The 21,143-nt window shown below is 34.3% G+C and carries 18 protein-coding genes and 1 pseudogene; 10 read left to right on the top strand and 9 right to left on the bottom strand.

Annotation, left to right across the window (positions count from 1 at the left end; all coding sequences use genetic code 11):
* The first annotated feature begins 125 nt into the window (after positions 1 to 125).
* The 7 genes from WH267_RS03185 to WH267_RS03215 all read left to right on the top strand — a co-directional run bounded on the left by WH267_RS03185 (position 126) and on the right by WH267_RS03215 (position 7,904).
* Complete coding sequence (locus WH267_RS03185; protein WP_340005614.1) at positions 126 to 1,067, top strand: alpha/beta fold hydrolase; 942 nt, start codon at positions 126 to 128, stop codon at positions 1,065 to 1,067.
* 733 nt (positions 1,068 to 1,800) lie between these two features.
* The gene (locus WH267_RS03190; protein WP_340005616.1) at positions 1,801 to 2,583 is read left to right on the top strand and encodes a helix-turn-helix domain-containing protein; all 783 of its coding nucleotides are present in this window, start codon (positions 1,801 to 1,803) and stop codon (positions 2,581 to 2,583) included.
* A gap of 138 nt (positions 2,584 to 2,721) precedes the next feature.
* Entirely contained in the window at positions 2,722 to 4,182 is a 1,461-nt protein-coding gene (locus WH267_RS03195; protein WP_340005618.1) for a serine hydrolase domain-containing protein, read from the top strand.
* Positions 4,183 to 4,225: 43 nt separating this feature from the next.
* Positions 4,226 to 4,924, top strand: a complete 699-nt coding sequence (locus WH267_RS03200; protein WP_340005620.1) for a hypothetical protein — start codon at positions 4,226 to 4,228, stop codon at positions 4,922 to 4,924.
* Between the two features lie 6 nt (positions 4,925 to 4,930).
* The gene (locus WH267_RS03205) at positions 4,931 to 5,644 is read left to right on the top strand and encodes a DUF1266 domain-containing protein (protein WP_340005621.1); all 714 of its coding nucleotides are present in this window, start codon (positions 4,931 to 4,933) and stop codon (positions 5,642 to 5,644) included.
* Positions 5,645 to 5,704: 60 nt separating this feature from the next.
* Complete coding sequence (locus tag WH267_RS03210) at positions 5,705 to 6,529, top strand: helix-turn-helix domain-containing protein (RefSeq protein WP_340005622.1); 825 nt, start codon at positions 5,705 to 5,707, stop codon at positions 6,527 to 6,529.
* Positions 6,530 to 6,605: 76 nt separating this feature from the next.
* On the top strand, positions 6,606 to 7,904 hold the full coding sequence (locus WH267_RS03215; RefSeq protein ID WP_340005624.1) for a serine hydrolase: 1,299 nt from the start codon (positions 6,606 to 6,608) through the stop codon (positions 7,902 to 7,904).
* 414 nt (positions 7,905 to 8,318) lie between these two features.
* On the opposite strand, the gene WH267_RS03220 is transcribed toward WH267_RS03215, so the two are convergent.
* From WH267_RS03220 to WH267_RS03230, 3 genes are all read right to left on the bottom strand, one after another.
* Positions 8,319 to 9,611: a serine hydrolase gene (locus WH267_RS03220; protein ID WP_340005626.1), complete on the bottom strand. Its 1,293-nt coding sequence runs from the start codon at positions 9,609 to 9,611 to the stop codon at positions 8,319 to 8,321.
* 122 nt (positions 9,612 to 9,733) lie between these two features.
* On the bottom strand, positions 9,734 to 9,874 hold the full coding sequence (locus WH267_RS03225; protein ID WP_340005629.1) for a hypothetical protein: 141 nt from the start codon (positions 9,872 to 9,874) through the stop codon (positions 9,734 to 9,736).
* A 268-nt stretch (positions 9,875 to 10,142) separates the two neighbouring features.
* A complete protein-coding gene (locus WH267_RS03230) occupies positions 10,143 to 11,279 on the bottom strand; it encodes a helix-turn-helix domain-containing protein (protein ID WP_340005631.1) in 1,137 nt (378 codons plus the stop codon).
* Positions 11,280 to 11,493: 214 nt separating this feature from the next.
* Between WH267_RS03230 and WH267_RS03235 the strand changes: the two genes are divergently transcribed.
* Complete coding sequence (locus WH267_RS03235) at positions 11,494 to 12,165, top strand: hypothetical protein (protein ID WP_340005633.1); 672 nt, start codon at positions 11,494 to 11,496, stop codon at positions 12,163 to 12,165.
* A gap of 172 nt (positions 12,166 to 12,337) precedes the next feature.
* Positions 12,338 to 13,252, top strand: a complete 915-nt coding sequence (locus WH267_RS03240; protein ID WP_340005635.1) for a hypothetical protein — start codon at positions 12,338 to 12,340, stop codon at positions 13,250 to 13,252.
* Between the two features lie 427 nt (positions 13,253 to 13,679).
* Here the strand turns inward: WH267_RS03240 and WH267_RS03245 are convergent, their stop codons facing one another.
* The gene (locus tag WH267_RS03245) at positions 13,680 to 14,642 is read right to left on the bottom strand and encodes an alpha/beta fold hydrolase (protein ID WP_340005637.1); all 963 of its coding nucleotides are present in this window, start codon (positions 14,640 to 14,642) and stop codon (positions 13,680 to 13,682) included.
* Between the two features lie 294 nt (positions 14,643 to 14,936).
* Here WH267_RS03245 and WH267_RS03250 point away from each other — a divergent pair, with 294 nt between their 5' ends.
* Complete coding sequence (locus tag WH267_RS03250; RefSeq protein ID WP_340005639.1) at positions 14,937 to 16,055, top strand: serine hydrolase domain-containing protein; 1,119 nt, start codon at positions 14,937 to 14,939, stop codon at positions 16,053 to 16,055.
* Positions 16,056 to 16,063: 8 nt separating this feature from the next.
* Here WH267_RS03250 and WH267_RS03255 read toward each other — a convergent pair whose 3' ends face one another.
* From WH267_RS03255 to WH267_RS03275, 5 genes and pseudogenes are all read right to left on the bottom strand, one after another.
* Positions 16,064 to 16,210, bottom strand: coding sequence for a hypothetical protein (locus WH267_RS03255; RefSeq protein ID WP_340005641.1), 147 nt, complete (start codon positions 16,208 to 16,210; stop codon positions 16,064 to 16,066).
* Between the two features lie 156 nt (positions 16,211 to 16,366).
* Positions 16,367 to 17,853 (bottom strand): annotated as a pseudogene (locus WH267_RS03260) (serine hydrolase domain-containing protein).
* Positions 17,854 to 18,321: 468 nt separating this feature from the next.
* Positions 18,322 to 18,819: a tetratricopeptide repeat protein gene (locus tag WH267_RS03265; RefSeq protein ID WP_340005643.1), complete on the bottom strand. Its 498-nt coding sequence runs from the start codon at positions 18,817 to 18,819 to the stop codon at positions 18,322 to 18,324.
* A 96-nt stretch (positions 18,820 to 18,915) separates the two neighbouring features.
* Positions 18,916 to 19,761 (bottom strand): serine hydrolase domain-containing protein, encoded by an 846-nt coding sequence (locus tag WH267_RS03270; protein ID WP_340005645.1) that lies wholly within the window; start codon positions 19,759 to 19,761, stop codon positions 18,916 to 18,918.
* Between the two features lie 300 nt (positions 19,762 to 20,061).
* Positions 20,062 to 21,114 carry a serine hydrolase domain-containing protein gene (locus tag WH267_RS03275; RefSeq protein WP_340005647.1) on the bottom strand — a complete coding sequence of 351 codons (1,053 nt, stop codon included), beginning with the start codon at positions 21,112 to 21,114 and terminating at the stop codon, positions 20,062 to 20,064.
* Positions 21,115 to 21,143: the final 29 nt, after the last annotated feature.

A 21,143-nucleotide genomic window follows, 5' to 3' on the forward strand; every position in this document is an offset into this window, starting at 1 on the left:
ACATTAAAGTATATTGGCACCTGAAAATTCATTAATATTGTTTAAAGTATTCAGAATGCACATCGTGTGTATTTCTTAGTTAACAGTAATTTTAAAGCCTGACCCTTATACCAAATCAAAAAAAGATGAAATCTATAATAATATCTGTATGTATTACCTTTTTTTCAATAACGTTAGTTTTTTCTCAGACTTCTGAAAGAAAATTTGTATCCGTTAACAATAAACAAATAGCATATAAAACTTTTGGACTTGATGAAAGAAAAGCTAATGAACCCGTAGTCATCTTTGAAAGTGGTCTCGGTTCAGGAGGTGGAGGCTATGGAAGTTTGTTTCCTTTCATTCAAAAAAGTTTTGCAGGGATAGTGTATGACAGAAATGGAATTGGAGAGTCAGAAATTGATACATCTATAAAAACAGATGAAGATGTGATCAAAAGACTTCACGATTTGCTGGCAGCTTTAAAAATAAGTCCGCCTTATCTATTGGCAGGACACTCTATAGGTGGGCCGTTTATACGTTTGTATGCTTCAATGTATCCCAATGAAACGTGCGGCCTGTTTTTCATAGATCCCACAGATTTTATGCTTACTAAAGACGAAGACAGTAAGGTGAAAATAAATACATCAAGCTCCACTGGCTATCAGGAATTATTTATGATAAACCTTAAAAATATTATAAATGATCCCTTAACATCGGAAGGTTTTCGAAATGAGGCAAAGAGAGAGCTGAATGAAAGTTCACCGGAATTCTTTAAAAAATATAAATCCTTACAACCTCTTAAAGACATCCCTGTAACCGTAATGATTTCATACAACAAGCATATTGAGCATTATGAAACTGAAATGAACGAAAAACTGAAATTAGGGATCAATTTAATTCCGTGGTGGAAGGAGTTGGATGAATTAAGAATAAACCATTACGCAGAGATGATAAAAAATAACAGTAATAGCCGGCTTATCTTGTTGCCGCGTTACAGTCATGGAATCCACCAGCAAGATCCCAAAATTGTAGCAGAAGCTTTAATTGATACATACAAAAAGTGTCACACTTCCTTAAAAAACAAGTAGAAAGAATTGTTTTGTATCAGATTTTGGAGATTATACTGCTTCAAAACCAATCAGTAATAGTTATGATGTTTTTCTGACTTTTGTGAAGGAGAATCGGATGAGTGAGACTGTTTTAAACGTAAAGTGTAAAACGGATAATCTCGATTTTAAAAGTGTTTTAAATTTATATTGTTGAAAATCATTAATTTGTATCTTGTTCGCCTGTTAGGTAATCATTTAATATACTTTTGATGAAAAAAACTCAAACAAAAGTCAATCTAATTTTTATATTTGCACCTGTTGGATTCTTAACCTTAATAGGCTTTCGGAATTCCAGTGAAAATTTGAAAATAAAATAGCAATAAACAAATAAGAGTAAAGAATGGATAATATTAGTCTATTAATTGTTGTAAATATAATCTCTTTATTCATCTCGTTGTTTCTGGCATTTTTCCTGATTACCCTTAAAACAAAGTACAAAATAAGTAATTCTTTATTTGCTTTTTTTCTAATATTAAATGCAATAGATATTAGTGAGCCTTTGTTTAGCATGGTAACCGATGGTCCGTCCAACCTGGGAATGTTTAGGACCACTTTCGCTTTCCTGCAAATTCCTGTTTTTTATCTTTATGTAATATCAGTCTGTTACTCTGATTTTAAGATAAAACCAAAATATTTGCTGCATCTGCTCCCGTTTTTAATTGTTAATCTGGTTTTACTGCCCCGTTTTTATACTGTGGATGCAGCATCAAAAATGAGTTTTATTCAGAATCGTCAGAATATGATAGAGTTTCAGTTCATTCATATTTTAATACATCTGCAGATCGTTCTTTATATCATTGCAGTTTTTAGAATACTAAGAAAAACAAAGAAACTATATCTTGAAAACTACGCAGGAAAAAACATCAGTTCCTATAACTGGCTGTTCCAGTTTACCGTTGTACTGAGCATTTTATATGCGGTAGCTCTTTTAAAAAACATTTTTAAATTTTCTGACTATCAGCAGGTTTCTGAATTTATCAAGATCGGACTTTTCGTATCATCTCTTTTTATTTTCTGTTGGTATCTGTTCAAAGCGTTAAATAACCCTGATCTTTTTAGGAATATTGATTCAAAACTAAAACTTGTTTCTGAGCTCGTTTCAGAAGAAAAAAGCAGTAAGGAATCAATAGAAGATGAAAGAGAATATAATGAAGAGCTTTTGAAGCTAAAAAAATATATGGTTGAGAAAAGACCTTATCTAAACTCCTCGCTAACCATTCAGGATGTTTCCAGTGATATTGAAATTCCTGTCCGGGATTTATCTCTTTTAATCAATCATCAATTAGGACAGCATTTTTATGATTTCGTAAACGCCTATCGGATAGAAAGTGCTAAGGATATTTTAAAAGATACTTCAAAAAGTAAGGTAACTGTTTTAGAAATTCTATACGAAGTTGGTTTTAATTCAAAATCTTCCTTTAATACTGCTTTTAAAAAACACACGGGCAATACGCCGACTTCCTATCGCAAAAACCTGCAAGACAGTGTTTTGTAATTATTCGTACTCTTTTTTATAAAGATTCATACTTATTTTTTATACAAATCCGACCGATTACATTTACTCGGTCGCACAGCTTTAATGTCTTCCACATCTTTGTATCGAAATAATTTTTAACATAAAAAAATCGATACCATGAAAAGCTCCTTTTATTTACTAATTCTTATAGCGTTGCTTTCAAGCTGCCAAACAAGTAAAAAAGTTTTTTCGGAAAAAAGAGATTACAGCTTTCTTACTGATAGTTTAAATATTGAACCCCAATTAGAAAAGTATAAGCTTCCGGGATTTAGCCTTGTTGTTTTTGAAAATTATAAGATTGTATACTCAAGCCAGGTGGGAGTAAAATCAATGGATTCTAAAGAAAAGTTAGATGAAAACACGGCTTTTTCTACAGCATCTATTGCAAAACCAATCACCGCACTTCTTTGCCATATACTTGAAGAAAAAGGTTTAATTAATCTGAATGATCCAATAGATAAATACTTAAAGCGCTGGCATTTGCCAAAAAGTAAGTTTACTGAAAATAATAGCCCAACCTGGAAACAGTTTTTAAATCATACGGCTGGTACAAGTCAGGGTGGATTTGAAGATCATTATGAAGGAGAAACCATTCCAACGATCACGCAAAGCCTTTTGGGGCAGATTCCCAGATACGATAAGGAAATTGAATTTTTGTTCACACCGGGAACCAGCTTTGAATATAGCGGTGGCGGCTATGTAATCATCCAGATGGCATTAGAAGACACTTTGAATAAACCTATTGCAGAATTGGCACAAGAATATATCTTTTCCCCTCTTGGAATGAAAAATACCACAATGATTCAGCCTAACGAAAAAGGATTCCTAAAGAATGTAGCTTTTGTACATGATAAAGAAGGAAAAGTGATAAAAACAGGTCTACCCATCACGCCTCAGGTTGCCCCATCAGGGTTATGGTCTACTCCTACAGATTTAGCTAAGCTTTCCATTGAGATCCAAAATGCGTTACGCAATAAAAACAATAAGGTGATTTCTCATAAGGTAGCAAAAGAAGTAACAAAAGTGACTGCTTTGAAAAATGCGGTTGGAGGATGGAGCTATGGCTGGCAAAAATCTTTTGGATATAGTAATTATGACTGGTTCTCGTGTAATGGTTCCAATACTGGAGTTGGGGGGAACGTTTTGGCTTCTATGACAGATGGTAACGGGATGGTATATCTTGCCAATGGTGAAAAGCCGAATCGTTTTCCTGTCATGAATCATACCAGAACAAAGATTCTTACAGTAATGGATTGGAATAAAGAAACTCATGAAGATATTCAGGAACTTCCATTAAGCCTTAAAAAACAACTCATCGGAACCTATGACGATTTTCTGTATGGACAGGGAATGGAAACAAAAATTCTTGAAAAGAATAACCGCCTGTATGTAGAGTCTCCAATTTTGGAACATTTTAAAGGGAAAAATGAGTATGAATTACTCTATCTGAAAAATGGAACCTTCAGAATTGTAGATTATCCGAACCTGTTAAAGTTCGATTTCAGTAATGGAAAGGTAAACGCTGTCATTTTAACAAGAGATTCCCTGAAAACAGAAGTTAAGATGATTAAAAAATAAATCGAACAAATATTTAAAAAACAAAAACTTAAACCTAAAAAGTATGAACCCATTATTTTTAATTCCAGTCGTAGTAATAATTGCAGGTGTAGCTTTCATGATCATTATGAATAATAAACACAAAGCTGCAAAATCAGAAATTGATTTAGATTCTGAAAGAACTAAATATGACCAATACAAACAAGAGCTTCTGGCTCAGGATTTTTCAAAATTAAAACAGTGGATGGAAGGTAAGCCCATTGATGCTTTTACTTCTGCCTCTGTTCCCCAGTCAACAGCCAATAAAGTGCAGGACCTTGTAACTGATGGGATAAAAAATATAGCATTATCCACAATTGGTGTAAAGCTTAGAAGAATTGAAACCGATTGTTTTTGGGTGTTAAGTGGAAACGATATGCATTTTTTCAGCACCAATACCGTTGGCGAATTAGATGAACACATTGTATTTGATAATTTTAGAGTTGAAAAAGCAAGCCTTCAATATGGAGGTCTATTGAAATCACAACTGGGTGTTTATTCAAAATCATCAGAAGAATATTTACCAAAAACACATATTATCACCTTTGATATTGACGGAAGTTCATTATCTCTTGAAATTCACGATAGACTTAATTACAGAGTTGATCCGGAAGATATGCTTAATCTGAAAAAGCAATTGGAGACCAGAGTAAAATACCAGGTAGTTGGCGAAAAATTTGTGAAAATTTCACAGACGAAATTTCCTAACCTCAAAATGGCTTAATATAATATGGGAATTTTATCCAAATTTTTAAATTCATTTAAAAGCATACGGTTAAACGATAAAAATACAGTAAATGGTTATTTGTTAGACCATTTGCTCATAGGTTCAATGTATGCCGAACAACAATCGGCATACCTGAATTCTTATGAAACAGGAGTGAACAGATCTGATATTATAAAGTTAGTTGAAACATATTGGGGAATATCAGATCAGCATCAGGTGATAGAAACTCTCCAGAGTCTGCACAACAGAAATCAGGATGAAAACCTTGATATTGTATACAAAGCATTTGAAAATCCGGAAAACTATGTTGACATTTTAAGATCGAATCTACCAAATGAAGAAGAAGCTTTTGAGGATTATCTGGACCAATTCCGAAAACTGAGAAAAGTAGTTCCAGAGTTGATTGAGCAGAAATTTATTACAGACTTTTCTCAGTTAAAAAAAGTAAAAGATAGTGGTTGGAATTATGGAAGAAGTGTGTTTTTAGCACGCTGCTGTTATGAACTGGGGTATATTTCTGAAAAAGAGCTTGTAGAATATTTGGCAAAATCCCACAGAGAATTGAAAAAATATTGCAGTACCTGGAAAGAATATACAATAAGTTATATTTTTGGAAGGGCAATTTGGGGTGGTGGTAACAATAATGGAATGGTACAGATTGCAGATGATTTATTGAACAACAACAGAAGCCCACTCAAAAATAAAACATACCTCTGATTAGGAAAAAAGATATTGGTTGATTGAGCTGGATTTCCATACATTTAAAGGCTAAAAAGGATGACCATAAAAGTCTACAGACCCGAAAACCCCATACTGAAAAAGTATATTGAATGCTTTTATATTCTCGAGCAGACCTCTGAAGAATCCTCTGCGACTTATTTCACCTTTCCAAACATCTATACTATTGTTACTGCTAGTGAGAAAACAGAAACTCTGGCTACCAAAGACAAAATAATAACCAGATACTGCCTGTCCAATCCAATTGAAACAAATCTGGTAAGCAATTTTAATGAACCAGTATTGGTGAGCTATGAAGGCAAAATCAATGAAGTTACTACTTATTTCAAACCATTGGGGATTAATGCTTTTATACCCAATGATTTAAGAGGTTATGCAGAAGGAAGCTTTCCCGATTTTAGTCCATATGAGGATTATAAAGAAACCATGGCGACCATTCTTTCGATAAAAAACCCGGATGAAAAAATCAGGGCAGTAGAATTGTATTGGATTTCAAAATTTCGTCCGTTTGAGGATAGCCTGTTGAAAGAGGTGTTGGATGAAATGTTCGATACCAAGAACATCAGTCAGTCTATGACGAAACTGTCTTATACAACGGGCCGGTCCCGAACAACAATAAACAAGCATTTTGAGAAGCATATTTGTAAAACGCCCTCCCAGTTTAAAAAGATTATCAGATTCAGGGCAGCTATTCAAAGTCAGCTTGACGAGAAAAATAGAATTGGGCTGCCTTATAGTATAGATTATTTTGATCAGTCACACATGATCAGGGATTTTAAAAAATTGACAGGTTTTACCCCAAAAGTTTTTTTTTCAAAAACAACAACCCTTGAAAAAGATCTCATAAAATGGATGTTTATTTAGTGAGGTTTACAAAAATACAATGATGTCGGTTTATTAAGTAGTAACATTGTGGTCTAATAATATCATTCAATAGTTTATGAAGCTAATCCTAATCATACTGTTATTTCCATTTTTTATTTTCGGACAGAAAAATGGGTCAGCTAGTCTTGCGGAATATATGCAGGCCCAGGTTGAAATAAATAATTTTAGTGGAACCGTTCTTGTGACGAAAGAGGGTAAAGTTTTACTCAAAAAAGCTTACGGTTTGGCAGACTACGAGTGGAATATTAAAAACACCATAGATACTAAATTTCAGTTGGCCTCAGTTACCAAACAATTTACCGCCACAGCGATACTTCTATTGATTGAGAAAAAGAAGCTGTCTCTTGATGATAAACTGAGTAAATTTCTGCCGGATTACCCCAAGGCTGATAGTGTTACCATCCATATGCTGTTATCACATACCTCTGGCTTGGCTATGGGTTTTAAAGAAATAGCCTTAAGCTCGATGAATAAGGATTCTGCTTATGCCGAAATAAAGAAAATGCCTTATGAGTTCTCTCCCGGAACTAAAAGCGGATACAGTAATATCGGCTATTATCTATTGGCTAGGATCATTGAAAAAGTGTCAGGTGAGAAGTATGCTGTTTTCTTAAAGAAGAATATATTTGACAAAGCAGGGATGAATAATACAGGCGTCAGCAATAATGAGTCTATAGTTGAAAAGAAAGCAAAGGCTTACTATCACACAGAAAATGGACTTGTTCACAATCCTTATATCAACTGGGAAATTAATGTAGGGCATGATGGCGTTTATTCTACTGTTGAAGACCTGGCGTTATGGGATAAAGCTCTATATGGAACTGGTATTCTTTCCGCACAGATGAAAAAACTAATGTTTACGCCCTATGGTGATGAAAACTGGGGATATGGCTTCATTATCAATCCGTTTTACAATCACGGGCACCAGTTAATTGCTCATGACGGAGGTTTTTTTGGTACCATGACTTCCTTTAACCGATTTACGGATGATAAAATTTTTGTGACTGTACTTTCCAATAATGAATCATTTTCCTATATCATAAGTTATGGACTTTCTGCCATTGCATTGGGAAAAGAGGTTGAACTTCCTTACAAGCACCATCGAATTGAGATAAACACAAGCCTATATGATCAATATGTCGGTACATATGATACAATTACCATATTGAAAACTGACGGTAAACTTTATTTTAACAGTACAGAAATGGAACTCATTCCAGAGTCTAAAACCAAATTTTTTAGAGCGGATAATAATGACAGAACCATTGAATTTATTCCGGACAGTAAGGGCCTTTACAATTCTGTAATTCTAACAAAAGGCGGTGTAAAAGAAGTAATAAAGAGGAGTAAATAGTCTCATAATGGTTGAGATTTAATAGACTACAACTAGTATTTATGGTAACGGCATACTTAAATCCATCAGTCATATAAAACAAACATTTTTTATCAGAGAATTTCTAGTCCCCATATGGTAGAGATTCAGAGACCGTGATATTTTGTTGTAGTGATTCTGGTCATAAAAATTATGAATCAATAAATGTTAACCTGTTGATTATCATTGGTGTAAAATAAATATGCGCAAATTAGGACAATTTGCGCATATTGTTGTTTGTGACCAGGGTGAGTAAAACCTTTACCTTTTACCATCAATTGATGAAGAGCTGAACTGTCAAACAGAAGATCCGGAAGGTTTTTACGGCTACTACCTGGGAATGATCAGAAATAAATAATCCTGTAAGAATTACCATCCCAAATACTGAAAGTATAATTATTTTTTATTGGACAAAAAGGGGGTGATTTTCAAAATCATTTCCTTTGCATTCTTATTGGTTGAGTCCAGTTCTAATGATTTCTGATAATCGTCTTTTGATAATTGATATTCTTTTTTATTGAAATAGGCTTCGCCGCGGCTGTCATAAGTGTTGGCTGATCCGGGAAACTCAGAAACATTAAGACTGAAAATTTTAATGGCAGAATCTATATTTCCACTCCTTAATAATTCATAGCCTAGTTTATTAAGCTCACCTGGATTCTCAAAGCTATATTCATTTTTAGAATTTTTTTTGAGCACATAGTATGTTTCTATAGCTTTATTTACATTGCCGAGAGATTCCTTTCTGATCTCCTGATAAATAGATTTTTTAGGAATTTCGTACTCTTTTCCCAACATTAAGTTATGAATAATATATCCCAGATCCCAAACTCTATTTAGATTATTGGACACCAGAATTATCGTAATATTATTTTTAAAATCGTTTAAAAAGATGGATTCAAATTTATAAGAAACTCCGTTATGTCTTTGCAACTCATCTTTTTCTAAGTATCTGCCAAGTGATCCACCTTCTTCAGGTGCATACGGGTTATTCAACAAAGTTTGAAGGGATGTTTTGGAGATTAATCGATTGGAATTCAGTGCTTCAATCCATTTGTAGAGATCATTGGTATCTACCCAAAGCCATCCGCTGATAAATTTCAGTTCCGGGCATCGGACACGGTCCATATCATAACAGGATGTTCGGTTTTTATAACCCAATTTTGGTTCAAATACAGAATTGGTCATTTTCAGTGGTTTAACTATATTTTGAATGACAAATTCCTCAAATGATATTCCGGTTACTTTTTCAATGATTCTTCTTTGCAAAAATACATTACCATTATCATATCTGTAACTGGTTCCCGGTTCAAAGAGCAGACTGTCATTACTTCTCAAAATATTCCATGCCTCCGCATCATTTTCGGGTTTTAATCGTTCGATTGGAGGGATACCACTGGCATAATTAATCAGATGTCTGATGGTCACTTTTTCAGACCATTTCGGTAAGCCCAAATTAAATTTGGAGACCTTATCATCAAGATTAAGAAGACCACGTTCAACTAAAATCATGATAGCAACAGCATTAAATTCCTTTGCAATGGAACCAATATTAAATATTGACTTATCATTTAGGTTAGTTTGTCTTGTTTCATCAGTAAAACCAAATGATTTCTGATAGATGATTTTATGATTTTTAGCGATCAGGACATTTCCATTGAACAATCCTCTTTCATAGGATTTTGCCATTAAGGAATCAATTTTACTGACGTAGACAGAATTTTTTTCCGTTTTAATATTTCTGGAATTACAGCTAAATATGATTAACAAAACTAAAAAATAACTGATACTTCTTTCTGGATTAAGTGTTTTCATGTATGTTTAGTTTTGTTTGTTAAAATATTTTCGATTTTGTGAAGCATTTCTTTTGCGTTCTGATTGGTAGGTTCCGGTTCTAATTTGCAATCTTTCACGACAGCAATACTTACCGTATTTATTTCGTGAAAATCCATTCGCTCTTTTAAGGTCAATTTTTTGCTTTTGGTCTTGTTCCGGGAATTTAGATTATTTTCGAATGATTTGATTTTTTCGTTTACATTTTGTGCAAAAGTGGGGCGTGAAAAAATCAGGAAAAAGATAAGGCATGTTTTTTTCATTTTGAAAACTGTTGGGTTATCGTTTTATTTTAGATTTAATTATTTTCTGCAAATATGCCTTAAAGAACCTCAGGACGCGACCGATTAAAAAAAATCGAACTCATTTTTTGAAAATAATTTGATTTTACAAAGGCTGTTTTCTAAAATCTGTTGGAGTTTTTCCTGTATATTTTTTGAAAGAAGTATTAAACGAAGATTTAGAATTAAAACCAACCTGGTATAAGATTTCCAAAACAGTCAGTTCTTTTTGAGACGGATCTTTTAGGATTTGCATTGCCTTTTCAATTCGATATTCATTAACGAAATCGAAAAAGTGTTTATCCATATACAAATTAATCAAAGTAGATAAATCTTTAACGGACATTTTTACTTGCTCCGATAAGTCCTGAATAGTTAATGAGGAATCCAGATAGGGTTCTCTTTCAGCCATAAAGTTTTTTAAGAATTCGATTTGTTCATTTTTTTCCTCAACTATTAAAGGGCTGTTTTTTTGTTTTGGAACAACTTCTGTAATAGGTTTCAGATCAGAATTTACTCCTCGGAAAAACTCAGGATTGTTTAACGCAACAAATAGATACCAGCACGTACAAAATAAAAATGCAAACCCATCAAGCATTACAATCCAGGCCCGGATCTCACCCAGCCCAAAGATAAAAGTAACCAGCCATCTTATAAGGACTATAAAGTGTAAGACGTAATATAGAATTGTTATTTTGTAAAGGGCGTTAAGTTCAGAAATATTGGGGTTTGTATAATTCTCGAGATATACCGTTTTAGACTTTCTGATCACCAGAAATGAAGCAATAAAATAAACTTGAATCATCAATTCGAAAAGAAAGTAAAAAAATTGCATGAGAGGCATATCATTCATGCCATTTATAAAATCTATTTTCGAGGCTCTGTCTACAAAAAAAATTCCCCACATCAGATACAAACTGTAGGCAACAAAGGGAATTGTATGGAGTAAATGCTTAGGTTTTAATCGAAAGTTGGAGTAACAAACAGACAGTACATAGAGATAAAACGATGCGGGAACCAAATAAACAATACTCCAACGAAACGCCTCGAGGTTGATATAATTAACTGGAAATTCCCGCTGCAAAAACTTTAATGCATCTACAGCATTTGTAAAGAGAAAAAAAGCAAGAAGGTAGTTTCTTAGTTTATATTTTGTTTTAACAGTAAGTAAAAATAAGGCAAGAAGAAGCACTAAAAATATTCCTACAAATGCTGTTATTTCCAAAAAGCTGTATTTGTCCATGGTTTTTAAGAAGAGATACAAATGTAATTCTTATGAAATTAAAATAACAAACTATATATTTAAATATACTGCATCAAAAATAATATTCGTTTTATAATCAATCTGGTTTATTGGTATAAGAAATAAAATTAACATTTTTATAATATATAATCAGGCACATCCAAATATATAATGTCATAATTTCTCTATATTTAGAAGAAGTATATTAAAGACAATGCCGATAAGCCCAATACCTCCGGATGGAGGCATGTTATATAAAGAAACAGATATGGCTCAGTTTTTTCCTGAGCCATTAAATGCTATTACTGCTGTATTTTTTTTAGCCATAGCCATTTTTTGGACCCTTAAAATGAAAGGTAATTTTAAACAATATCCTTTTTTAACCTATTGTTTGGTTTTATTATATATTGGTGCCATAGGGGGAACTGTTTATCATTCATTCAGGCAATGGCCGGTATTTATTATGATGGATTGGCTGCCCATCATGTTGCTCTGTTTGTCTGCCGGATTTTATTTTATAGCGCAGAGCACCAAATGGTATTATGCTGTTGTAATGGTTATCGTATATGTACTGCTCATGTTTGCATTGATAAACTGGATTCTGATAGATAACCCTTCTCTTTTTATCAACCTGAATTATGCAATTATGGCTTCATTTGTAGTTTTCTCGGTATTGCGTTATTTAATCTACACCCAATGGAAAGCTGGTAAATGGGTAGGCTTTGCTGTATTGTCTTTTGTTTTTGCATTGACTTTCCGTATAGCGGATAAATGGGGATGGTTGAGTTTCGGAACCCACTTTTTATGGCATACTTTCGGGGCGGCAGCAACATTTTGCATGTTTAATTATATCAATCTTACGCGGAATACAATTAGAAAGACATAAGTGATTTTTATTTTTCTGCTGCACAAAGTCTCCAGACTTTGAGCTGATAAATAAGATCTTTGCCTTTGAATTTACGCCAAAATCAAGAGATTGCAGAAAGCCAGAGTACCCTTCATATGAATCAAATATTTTTTTAGAATCAGCGTTATAATCAGTAATAAACTATTTAATTATGAACATCAGATACTTTACCCTTCTACTGGGAATGTTTTGTACTCACCTTTTTGGACAGACTTCTGAAAAAATCACTTTTAAAGATACCCAGAACCATTATTTGAAATTAGTTCCGAAGGATAAAGCTGAAGGAATACTTGTTATCTTACCCGGTGGAGGTGAAAATGGCGAAAAAGTAATGAATCAGATTAATCTGGATGATCTGGCATTGGAAAAAAATCTTATCGTATTATTTCCAACCTGGGAAGAAGGGGATTTTGGATTTCATACAGAGCAGAAATTTTTGGACAGGATTGTAAAAGATACAGTGGAAAAGCATAAAATTTCCAAAGATAAAATATCAATTGGTGGACTTTCCGGCGGCGGAATGCTGGCTGTTACCTATGCTGAAAGGGCAATCCGGGATAAAGACACCTATTTTATACCCAATTCTGTATTCGCTCTTGATCTGCCGTTAGATTACGAAAATATGTATTACAGATTGCAGAGAGAGATCGAAAGAAACTACTCTGATATTGGAACTAATGAAGCTAAGTTTTTAACTGACGAAATGGTTGATGCCATCGGTACACCGGATAAAAACAGAGCCAATTATGTAAGAGAATCAATGTTTTCTTATCGTGAAAAAGATGGTGGCAATGCAAAATATCTTCTGAATATCCCTATTTTGATTTATACAGAACCGGGAATTATATGGCAGATGGAAAACAGGGGAAGGGATATTTACGACCTTAATGTGGCAGATATTACAGCGATGGTTAATCTGTTGCGAATAAAAGGTCACAAAAACGCTGATCTTGTCATCACCAATGATCGTGGAATTCGCCCGGACGGTACAAGACATCCTCATTCCTGGAGTATCATGGATTCTAAAGAGTGTTTAAACTGGATATTAAAACATATGAGGGCATAAAGCTGCCACAGCTGATTGAACGTTTCACAGGTATTCCGCTGCGCAAAGTCTCCGCTGCGCAAAGTCTCCTGACTTTGAGCCATGCAATTAAAAATGTTTTGTAAAATATGCTCCAAAGTCAGGAGACTTCGGAGAGCGGGTAGAACTGGTGAAAAAATAATGTTACCTATAAGAATATAGAATTAGATATTCTTTTGCGTAAAAAATGCCCCAAAAAAGTGTCTAACTTTTTGGGGGCAGTCCATAGCTGTTTTTTTTGTTTTGATTTCTGATGCACAAGATCATCAACGGCTACACATCAATTTATCGAAGGAATTTTAGATTTGTTTGTGGAATAAAGCCAAACAGATTGTTTAGACTGGTGGTTTTTCTCAGCCATTGTCTCCAACCTGTTTGGCTTTAAGGAAAATAGGTTTCTACTTCCTTGTTAGGCATTCTGTTGTTCTAACCATTTTAAAATTGCTTGGGTGGTTTCTTCTGGCTTTTCCTGTTGAATCCAATGGCCACAATCCAGACTCACAATATCCAGATTAGGGACAATGTTTTTTAGGTTTTCAGATTGGGGAATCGTGTCCTGTTCACCATATATCATAAGAGTCGGCTGATGAATGATTGGGGTTACGTCCGCCATTAAGTGCCAGTTTCTGTCAAGGTTTCTGTACCAGTTTATACTTCCTGTAAACCCTGATGATTCGAAAGCAGAAACAAATACAGACAGTTCGTTGTCTCGCATTAAAGGTTCTCCCTGTGGATTTTCTGCTCTTGAAAGATTGATCATTAGCATTCCGGGTTCTGGTGGTGCTGGAGGTATATTTTTGCGGAATATGTTACGGAAGAACTGAGAGGTGTTTTCATTCATTATAGCATCTGCTACTCCCGGCTGTCGATTGAAGTGAACAAAATAGAAGTCACCTCCAAATATAGCTTCCATAAATTCAAGCCATGGCTGTTCTCCACGCTCCTGATAAGGCAAAGCCAGATTTATTATTTTATTTACCCGATCAGGATGCAATAGTGCCAGATTCCAAACAACATTGGCTCCCCAATCGTGACCAACAAAAGTGGCATCTTCATATCCAAAGTGATCGAGTAGGGCAACCAGGTCACCTGTCAGGTGTGCAATATCATATTCAGTTACTTCGGACGGACAGGATGAGTTCCCATAACCTCTCTGATTGGGAATGATCACATGATACCCAGCTGCAACCAATGCTGAAACCTGATGACGCCAGGAAAAAGCATGTTCCGGAAAGCCGTGGCAGAGTACAATAGGTTTTCCAGCATTCTGTTTACCCGCTTCAAAGACTTCCAGCTCTACACCGTTAACTGAAATAAGAGTAGGGTTAGGAAAATGGGTTGACTTAAATACTGAGCTAATTTCGTTTGTCATTTTTATTCTTTTAAAGATTAATTAATAATGCAAACTTACACCAGTGATGTGACAGCAGTGTGTCAGTAGTCGAAAATAAATTAGATCATTTCCTTCTGCAAAGTCTCCCGACTTTGAGCTAATGAAAATAGGATTATTTCCTTTACACTTGCTCCAAAGTCATGAGCGACCAGACCCCAAACGAATATAAAAATATCAGGAAATAAGTACCAATTTATGCACTTTTAAGCTTTTGAAACCTCTTCTCATTTTTCTTATATGAATTTTGCATGTAAATAATTCAAATTACATGTTATGAAAAAGTTCATATTACTAGTTGTTGTTATTTTTATCACCTCATGCAGCAATGATGATTCAAACTCCTCAGCCGATAGAAAAGCACTGGTACAGCAAAAACTTGATAAAGCTTTGTCCAACTTCCCGGGCTTAAGCCTTAGTGTAAATACAGCTTCAGGGAATTATACCCTGGTTGCAGGAGACGCGTTAATTAATGAAAAGCCGATGGCTGCTTCTGCCCTTCACTATATGCAGAGTATTTCAAAAACCTTTACCGCAGTGGCTGTCTTAAAACTGAAAGAGGAGGGCAAAATTAATCTCGATGCCAGGGTAAACACCTATCTTCCTGATATTTGTAATCATCTGCCAAATGGAAATATCATTACGGTAAGGCAACTGCTTACGATGACATCAGGTCTTCCTGATTATTTAGATAACGATCAGTTTTTAAACGACGCTGTTACAGGGCCACTGCCTATGACGAGCGAACAGGTATTGAGCTATATATACAATCAAGCCGCAAAATTTGCACCCGGTACTTCATTTGGATATTGCAATATAAATTATCACTTGCTGGCTCTTATTATAGATAGGGTTACTCCAAACGGACATCGAAAGTATATTACGGACAAAATAATTAACACCATTGGACTTTCCAACACCTATTATATAGCGGGCTCGGCAAGCACTATGGCTCCTCAGGGGACGACGGCCAGCTATCTGGAAATAGATGGCGCTTTTACCGATATGAGCCACCTGCAGTTGGGTACGGTCCTTACGTTCATTGGTGATGACGGTATTGTAGCTTCTGTTCAGGATATCGCGGGATTTTACTACAGGTTGCTCCATGACAAAACGGTATTGTCACCAGCATCATTGGAAGAAATGAAGGTTGCGGTGAGTAATCAGGGTACTCCGATATATGGCTTAGGGCTGTATTTTTATAAAACCAATAGTGGCCTGCAAGCCATCGGCCACGAGGGTAGTGGGATCGGAGCCGGTGCCTATGCTTTTTATTTTCCTTCCAAAAATACCAGCGTCGTCCTGTGTACAAACGCGGGAACGCTTACCGATGCTATAAAAGAGAAACAGTTACGGACATTGTATGAGGAAATTACAGGGATATTGCTTGAGTAAAAACTAATTTAAACCGCTGCTTCATCAATATCGATACTGTCCAGAGTCTGCTGCGCAACGTCTTCTGATTTTGAGCTGGTCAATAAAATCATTTTCTTTAAGCTTGCTCCAAAGTCAGGAGACTTCGGACAACAAGGGGTTCTTATCATGCTCAATGAATGTACTTTATTTTTTGATAAGATTATTGATTTTGAGAATCATTTCTTTGGCATTTACCTCCAGAGATTTTTCGCAATTTTCTTTTGACAATTCAATTTGTTCATTATTAAAATAACCTTCACTGTGACTGTGATATAGTGGCTAAACTGTTTTTATTCTTGTACTTTTTTTAATAGATCATCATTCCATTTAAGTGCTGTAATTTTTCCTGATAGATCTTTTATAAAAGAGAGCTCATTATTTTTTTCGGTAACAAAAAAATTATCGTCACTGGTGAAATGCATTTTCCACATACAAGTACCCCAATATTCATTATCAGTTATACTTAAATAAATGCCATTATCTTTTTTAATAATGGACCAGATATAATGTCCACTGCCATATCTTCCCAAATAAGTTTGTAAATCAGTATCTTTAAGATAAATCTCTTTTTTAATTTCAGGTGTATAAGCATTATTCCAACTATATTCCTGGGCAACACTTCTGATAATTTCATCAAATAAAGCAGTATTGTAAGTGTTTGTCATAACCACAACGCCATTGCCTCCTTTCAGAGTGCCTATGTATTGGCTTACAAATCCTTCATCTACACCACCATGCTCAAAATTTTTAACTCCATTTTTATCAATGATAAATACTCCTAATGCCGATTTTTTATCAATGAAGGGGGTGAGCCTTAGTTCAGTCATATTTTTTGAAAGTACTTTTTCAGATTTCCCTTTTAAAGACAGTTGAGTTTCAATGACATATTTTGCTAAATCTGTTGGGTTTGTCCAAAGTCCGGCTGCAGCCTGTTCCGGATAAATATGGTATTTGCCTTTTACCGCTTTTCCATCATTATAATACCCTGTAGCTAATACATTGAGGTTAGATGATTTTGGAGGCTGAGTATAAGAACTATGAGTCATTCCCATTGGTTTTAGTACATTATTCCACATATATTCATCGTAGGGCCTGTTACATCTTCAATAATTAATTGCGAAATAGTGGTGCCACCACCGGAATATTCATATTTCAGAGAGGGTTCATACATGGAACGGATGGCTTCTGAATTAGCTGGTTTTTGACCATTTAATATTTGGACAAGGGTTGGTATTTTAGTTCCGTATTCATATCCGTCAAATCCATGTACAGTAATACCGCCAGTGTGGCTCAATAAATTGGCAATACTTATTTTTTTTCCCTTTGATAAAGAGTCGTAAGGAAATTTCCATCTTTTTAAGTAGTCATTGATATCGGCGTTGAGGTTTAATTTTCCTTCCTGAACCAATTTTAATATACCTATAGCATTGATGGATTTGCTATTTGAACCCGCCTGAAATAAAGTGTTTGTTGTTACGGGCTTTTGTTGCAGACTGTCAGCCCATCCGTAACCTTTCGCCCACTCAATTTTATAGTTTCTGATTACAGCAATACTTACTCCATTTGCATGATAGAATTTCATTCTTTCTTCCAATGTCCATCTTGTAGGATTATTTTCTATTTGTACCCAGCTGGAAAGATTATTCTCCACGTTTTTAATCCTTGCTTGGACTTCTTTTGAATATTCTTTTGATGATTGCCCATATACTGAAGATACCTGAGTACAGAAAAATAAGAGGATAAGGGCCGATTTACAATTTTTAATGTTTATTGTCATTTACTTATGGTAATAGTTATTGAATTCTTCATTTTGGGCAAAACTGCCTACACTGCCATTGTTAATGTACTATCATTGTGTGAAATATTTTTGTCTTGTGTAAATGATAGAAAAAAGAGAGTAAGCAGTGTCATTTTTATTTGTATTTAAAGAATTGATTCCATGGTTGTTTTTATTGGTCTGAGTTACTATTAAAACAACTGAAAAAAGAATTTTATTACATGGGAACATAAAATTTTAGAATGCGCTATGCTTTATTTTTTATTGAGTTTCAATTTTTAAAAATGTTTCTCATAGTATTTTCCTCTGTTGCGCGAAATATCCCGACTTTGCACTAATGAAAATAAGATGATTTTCTTTAACATTGTTCCAGAGCTGAAAGACTTCGGAGAGCGGGGACTTCGGAGAACAAGAAAGCCAGAAGACTTCAGACGGCAAGTGATTCCTATTACTTTCAATGAATGTGCTTTATTTTTTGATAAGATTATTGATTTTGAGAAGCATTTCTTTGGCATTTTCATTTTTGGGATTTAGTTCCAGAGATTTTTCATAATTTTCCTTTGATAATTCAAATTGCTTATTATTAAAATACCCTTCTGCCAAACTATCAAATGCATTGAATGATGCCGGATTTTCCTTTACATTGAGTTCAAATACTTTGATTGATTCATTTAAACGATCACTATTCATCAAGGTATAAGCAATGTTTAACAATGTATCTTCAAAATTTAATGTAGGATTTTTACTTTTTAATGCATGGTAGGTCTGTATTGCTTTTGTATAATCATTTTTGAAAAAAGCATTTGTTATTTCTTCTTCGGCCCATGCCTTTTTATCGATCAGTTTCTCATCAATAATGCCTGCGATATGGTCAACCACTTTTTCTTCAACATGAAAATATTTATATCCATTAGAAAGAAATATAATGGTTAAATCTTCATCTGTAAATTTTCTGAATGCAGTCATGTAACCGCCGGTAAACCCTAAAGAATGAATGGTATTTGTTGAGTATTCGCTCCAGCCGTAAAGAAACTTATCTTTTTTATTTTCAAACTCAAAGGGCTACCACATTAAGTTTTTTGTTTCCTGATTTAAAAGTTTGTTGGTATCCAGTCTTTCATTCCAGTTTATAAATTCCTGAAGGGTGAGATTTAAACCACTTCCTGAATTGTGAATTTTCCCATGATCAGCATTGAATCTTTCGTATCTTTTCTTTTTAAAATCAAACACATAGTGATTAACTCTTCCCAAGATAAATTCTGATGAATTGGCTGAAAAAACCACTCCTTTTTTTACATTCGGAAACTGGTTTTGCAAAACAAAATCTTCAAATGAAGAACCTGTTATTTTTTCAATAATTTTTGTGAGTAGACAATAATTGGTTTGATTGTAACTGTAATGATCGCCGATCTTAAACTCTATTGGTTTTTTGTACAATCTGATCCATTTTTCGTTTTCATCTAAAGAATAGGGAATATCTTCAAATTTTACAATATCCGGCAACCCGGAAGAATGGGTTACCAGATTTTTGATTTTTACATCCTGCCACTCTTTAGGTAAATCAGATAAATAGTTAGAAATTTTGTCCTCCAGGGAAATTTTATTTTTTTCGATAAGCTGAAAGATAGCAACCGCAGTAATTAATTTGGTGGTAGAATATAATCTGAAAATACTATTTCGATCTACGATTGTATTTTCTTCGATAGAACCTTTCCCATAATATCGCTGATAGATAATTTTTCCATTTTTAATAACGGCAACTGAAGCTCCGGGAATTTCATTAATTTCAATTGTTTCTTTTAGGTAATGATCTATTTTCTTTTGCAGGTCATTTCGGAATTCTTTTTTGTTTTGTGCAAACATATTGAGTGATAAAAAAAATAGGATGAGCAGTATCGTTTTTTTCATATATAAAGAATTGATTCTATGGTTATTTTATGGTGCTAATTTAATAGTAAAACAACTGAAAAAATGATATTATTACATAGGAGTATAAAATTCTAGAATGTGTTATGCTTTATTTTTTATTGAGTTTCAATTTTTAAAAATGTTTCTCATTGCATTTTCCTTTGTTGCGCGAAATCTCCCGGCTTTGAACTAATGAAAATAAGATGATTTTCTTTACAATTATTCCAGAGCTGGAAGACTTCGGAGAGCGGAAATTATTCATAAACTTTATGTTTTCCCCCAACAATGCTTTGATCGGTTTTATTCCTGGTTTTCATTGATGGAATCATACAGGTTATCCACCAATTTTTCTAAGATTTCTCCCGTTTCATTAAAGCTGGTGTTTGTCAATATGGATATTCCCATATTTTTTTTAGGATAAATCACAAACCAATTCTGCATCCCATATATCCCGCCGTGATGTCTGTAGATTAATTGATGATCGTTTTCTATAATATACCAATGATAACCTTCCCAAAAATCAGAACCTTCTTTATACAGTTTTTGATGAGATTCATTGACAATAGGATTTGACGGGTCAAGCTGCAATTTCATATACTTCACCAAATCAGTAGTTGTAGAATGTAAGCCTGAAATTCCACCCCATAATGTTCTGTTGAAATTGGGCATTAATTCGTTTTTATCATTATAACCTTTCACCAATCTTGTTTTGTCATCTTTATTGAGGGTAAACTTTGTCTGGTTCATTTTATTAGGTTTCAAAATAAATTCAGAGACCAGTTCCTCATAAGGTTTTTGATACACTTTTTCAAGGATGTAAGCGGTCAACTCTGGAGCTGTGTTTGAATAGAAATATTTTTCTCCAGGTTTTGTTTCGATTTTGATGAGTTTTAATCCTTCCAAAAAAGCCTCTTTATTTTCACTTCTTATCGGGAAATTAGGAAAGCCGCTTGTATGGGTGATGAGGTGTTTGATTTTAATAGGTTCACCTTTATATTCTAAATTGGGATAGGACCCATTAAGATAGATTCTGATATCATCCTCTACATTGAGTTTTTGATCAAGAACGGCTTTTGCGGCTATATATCCTGTAAAGGTTTTCGTTACAGAAGCTAATTCATAAAGAGTAGAATCGTTGGGTTTGTTTCCTTTTCCAATTGTTAGCTCTCCAAAATGTTTTATGGTAGATTTTCCGTCTTTAAGTACGGCAATAGAAACAGAATGAAATCTTTTGTCTTCTAAAAGCTGAAGTGCATTTTTAGTAATTGCATTTTCAATCTTTTGTTGATGGATGGGATGAGCATTTTTACAACCAAGTAGGGCAAAAAATAAAATAAGGGTTACATATTTCATGGTCAGAATTTTAATTTGAGATTGATAAT

It is taken from the genome of Chryseobacterium sp. MYb328, from assembly GCF_037572595.1.
Taxonomy (GTDB): Bacteria; Bacteroidota; Bacteroidia; order Flavobacteriales; family Weeksellaceae; genus Chryseobacterium; species Chryseobacterium pennae.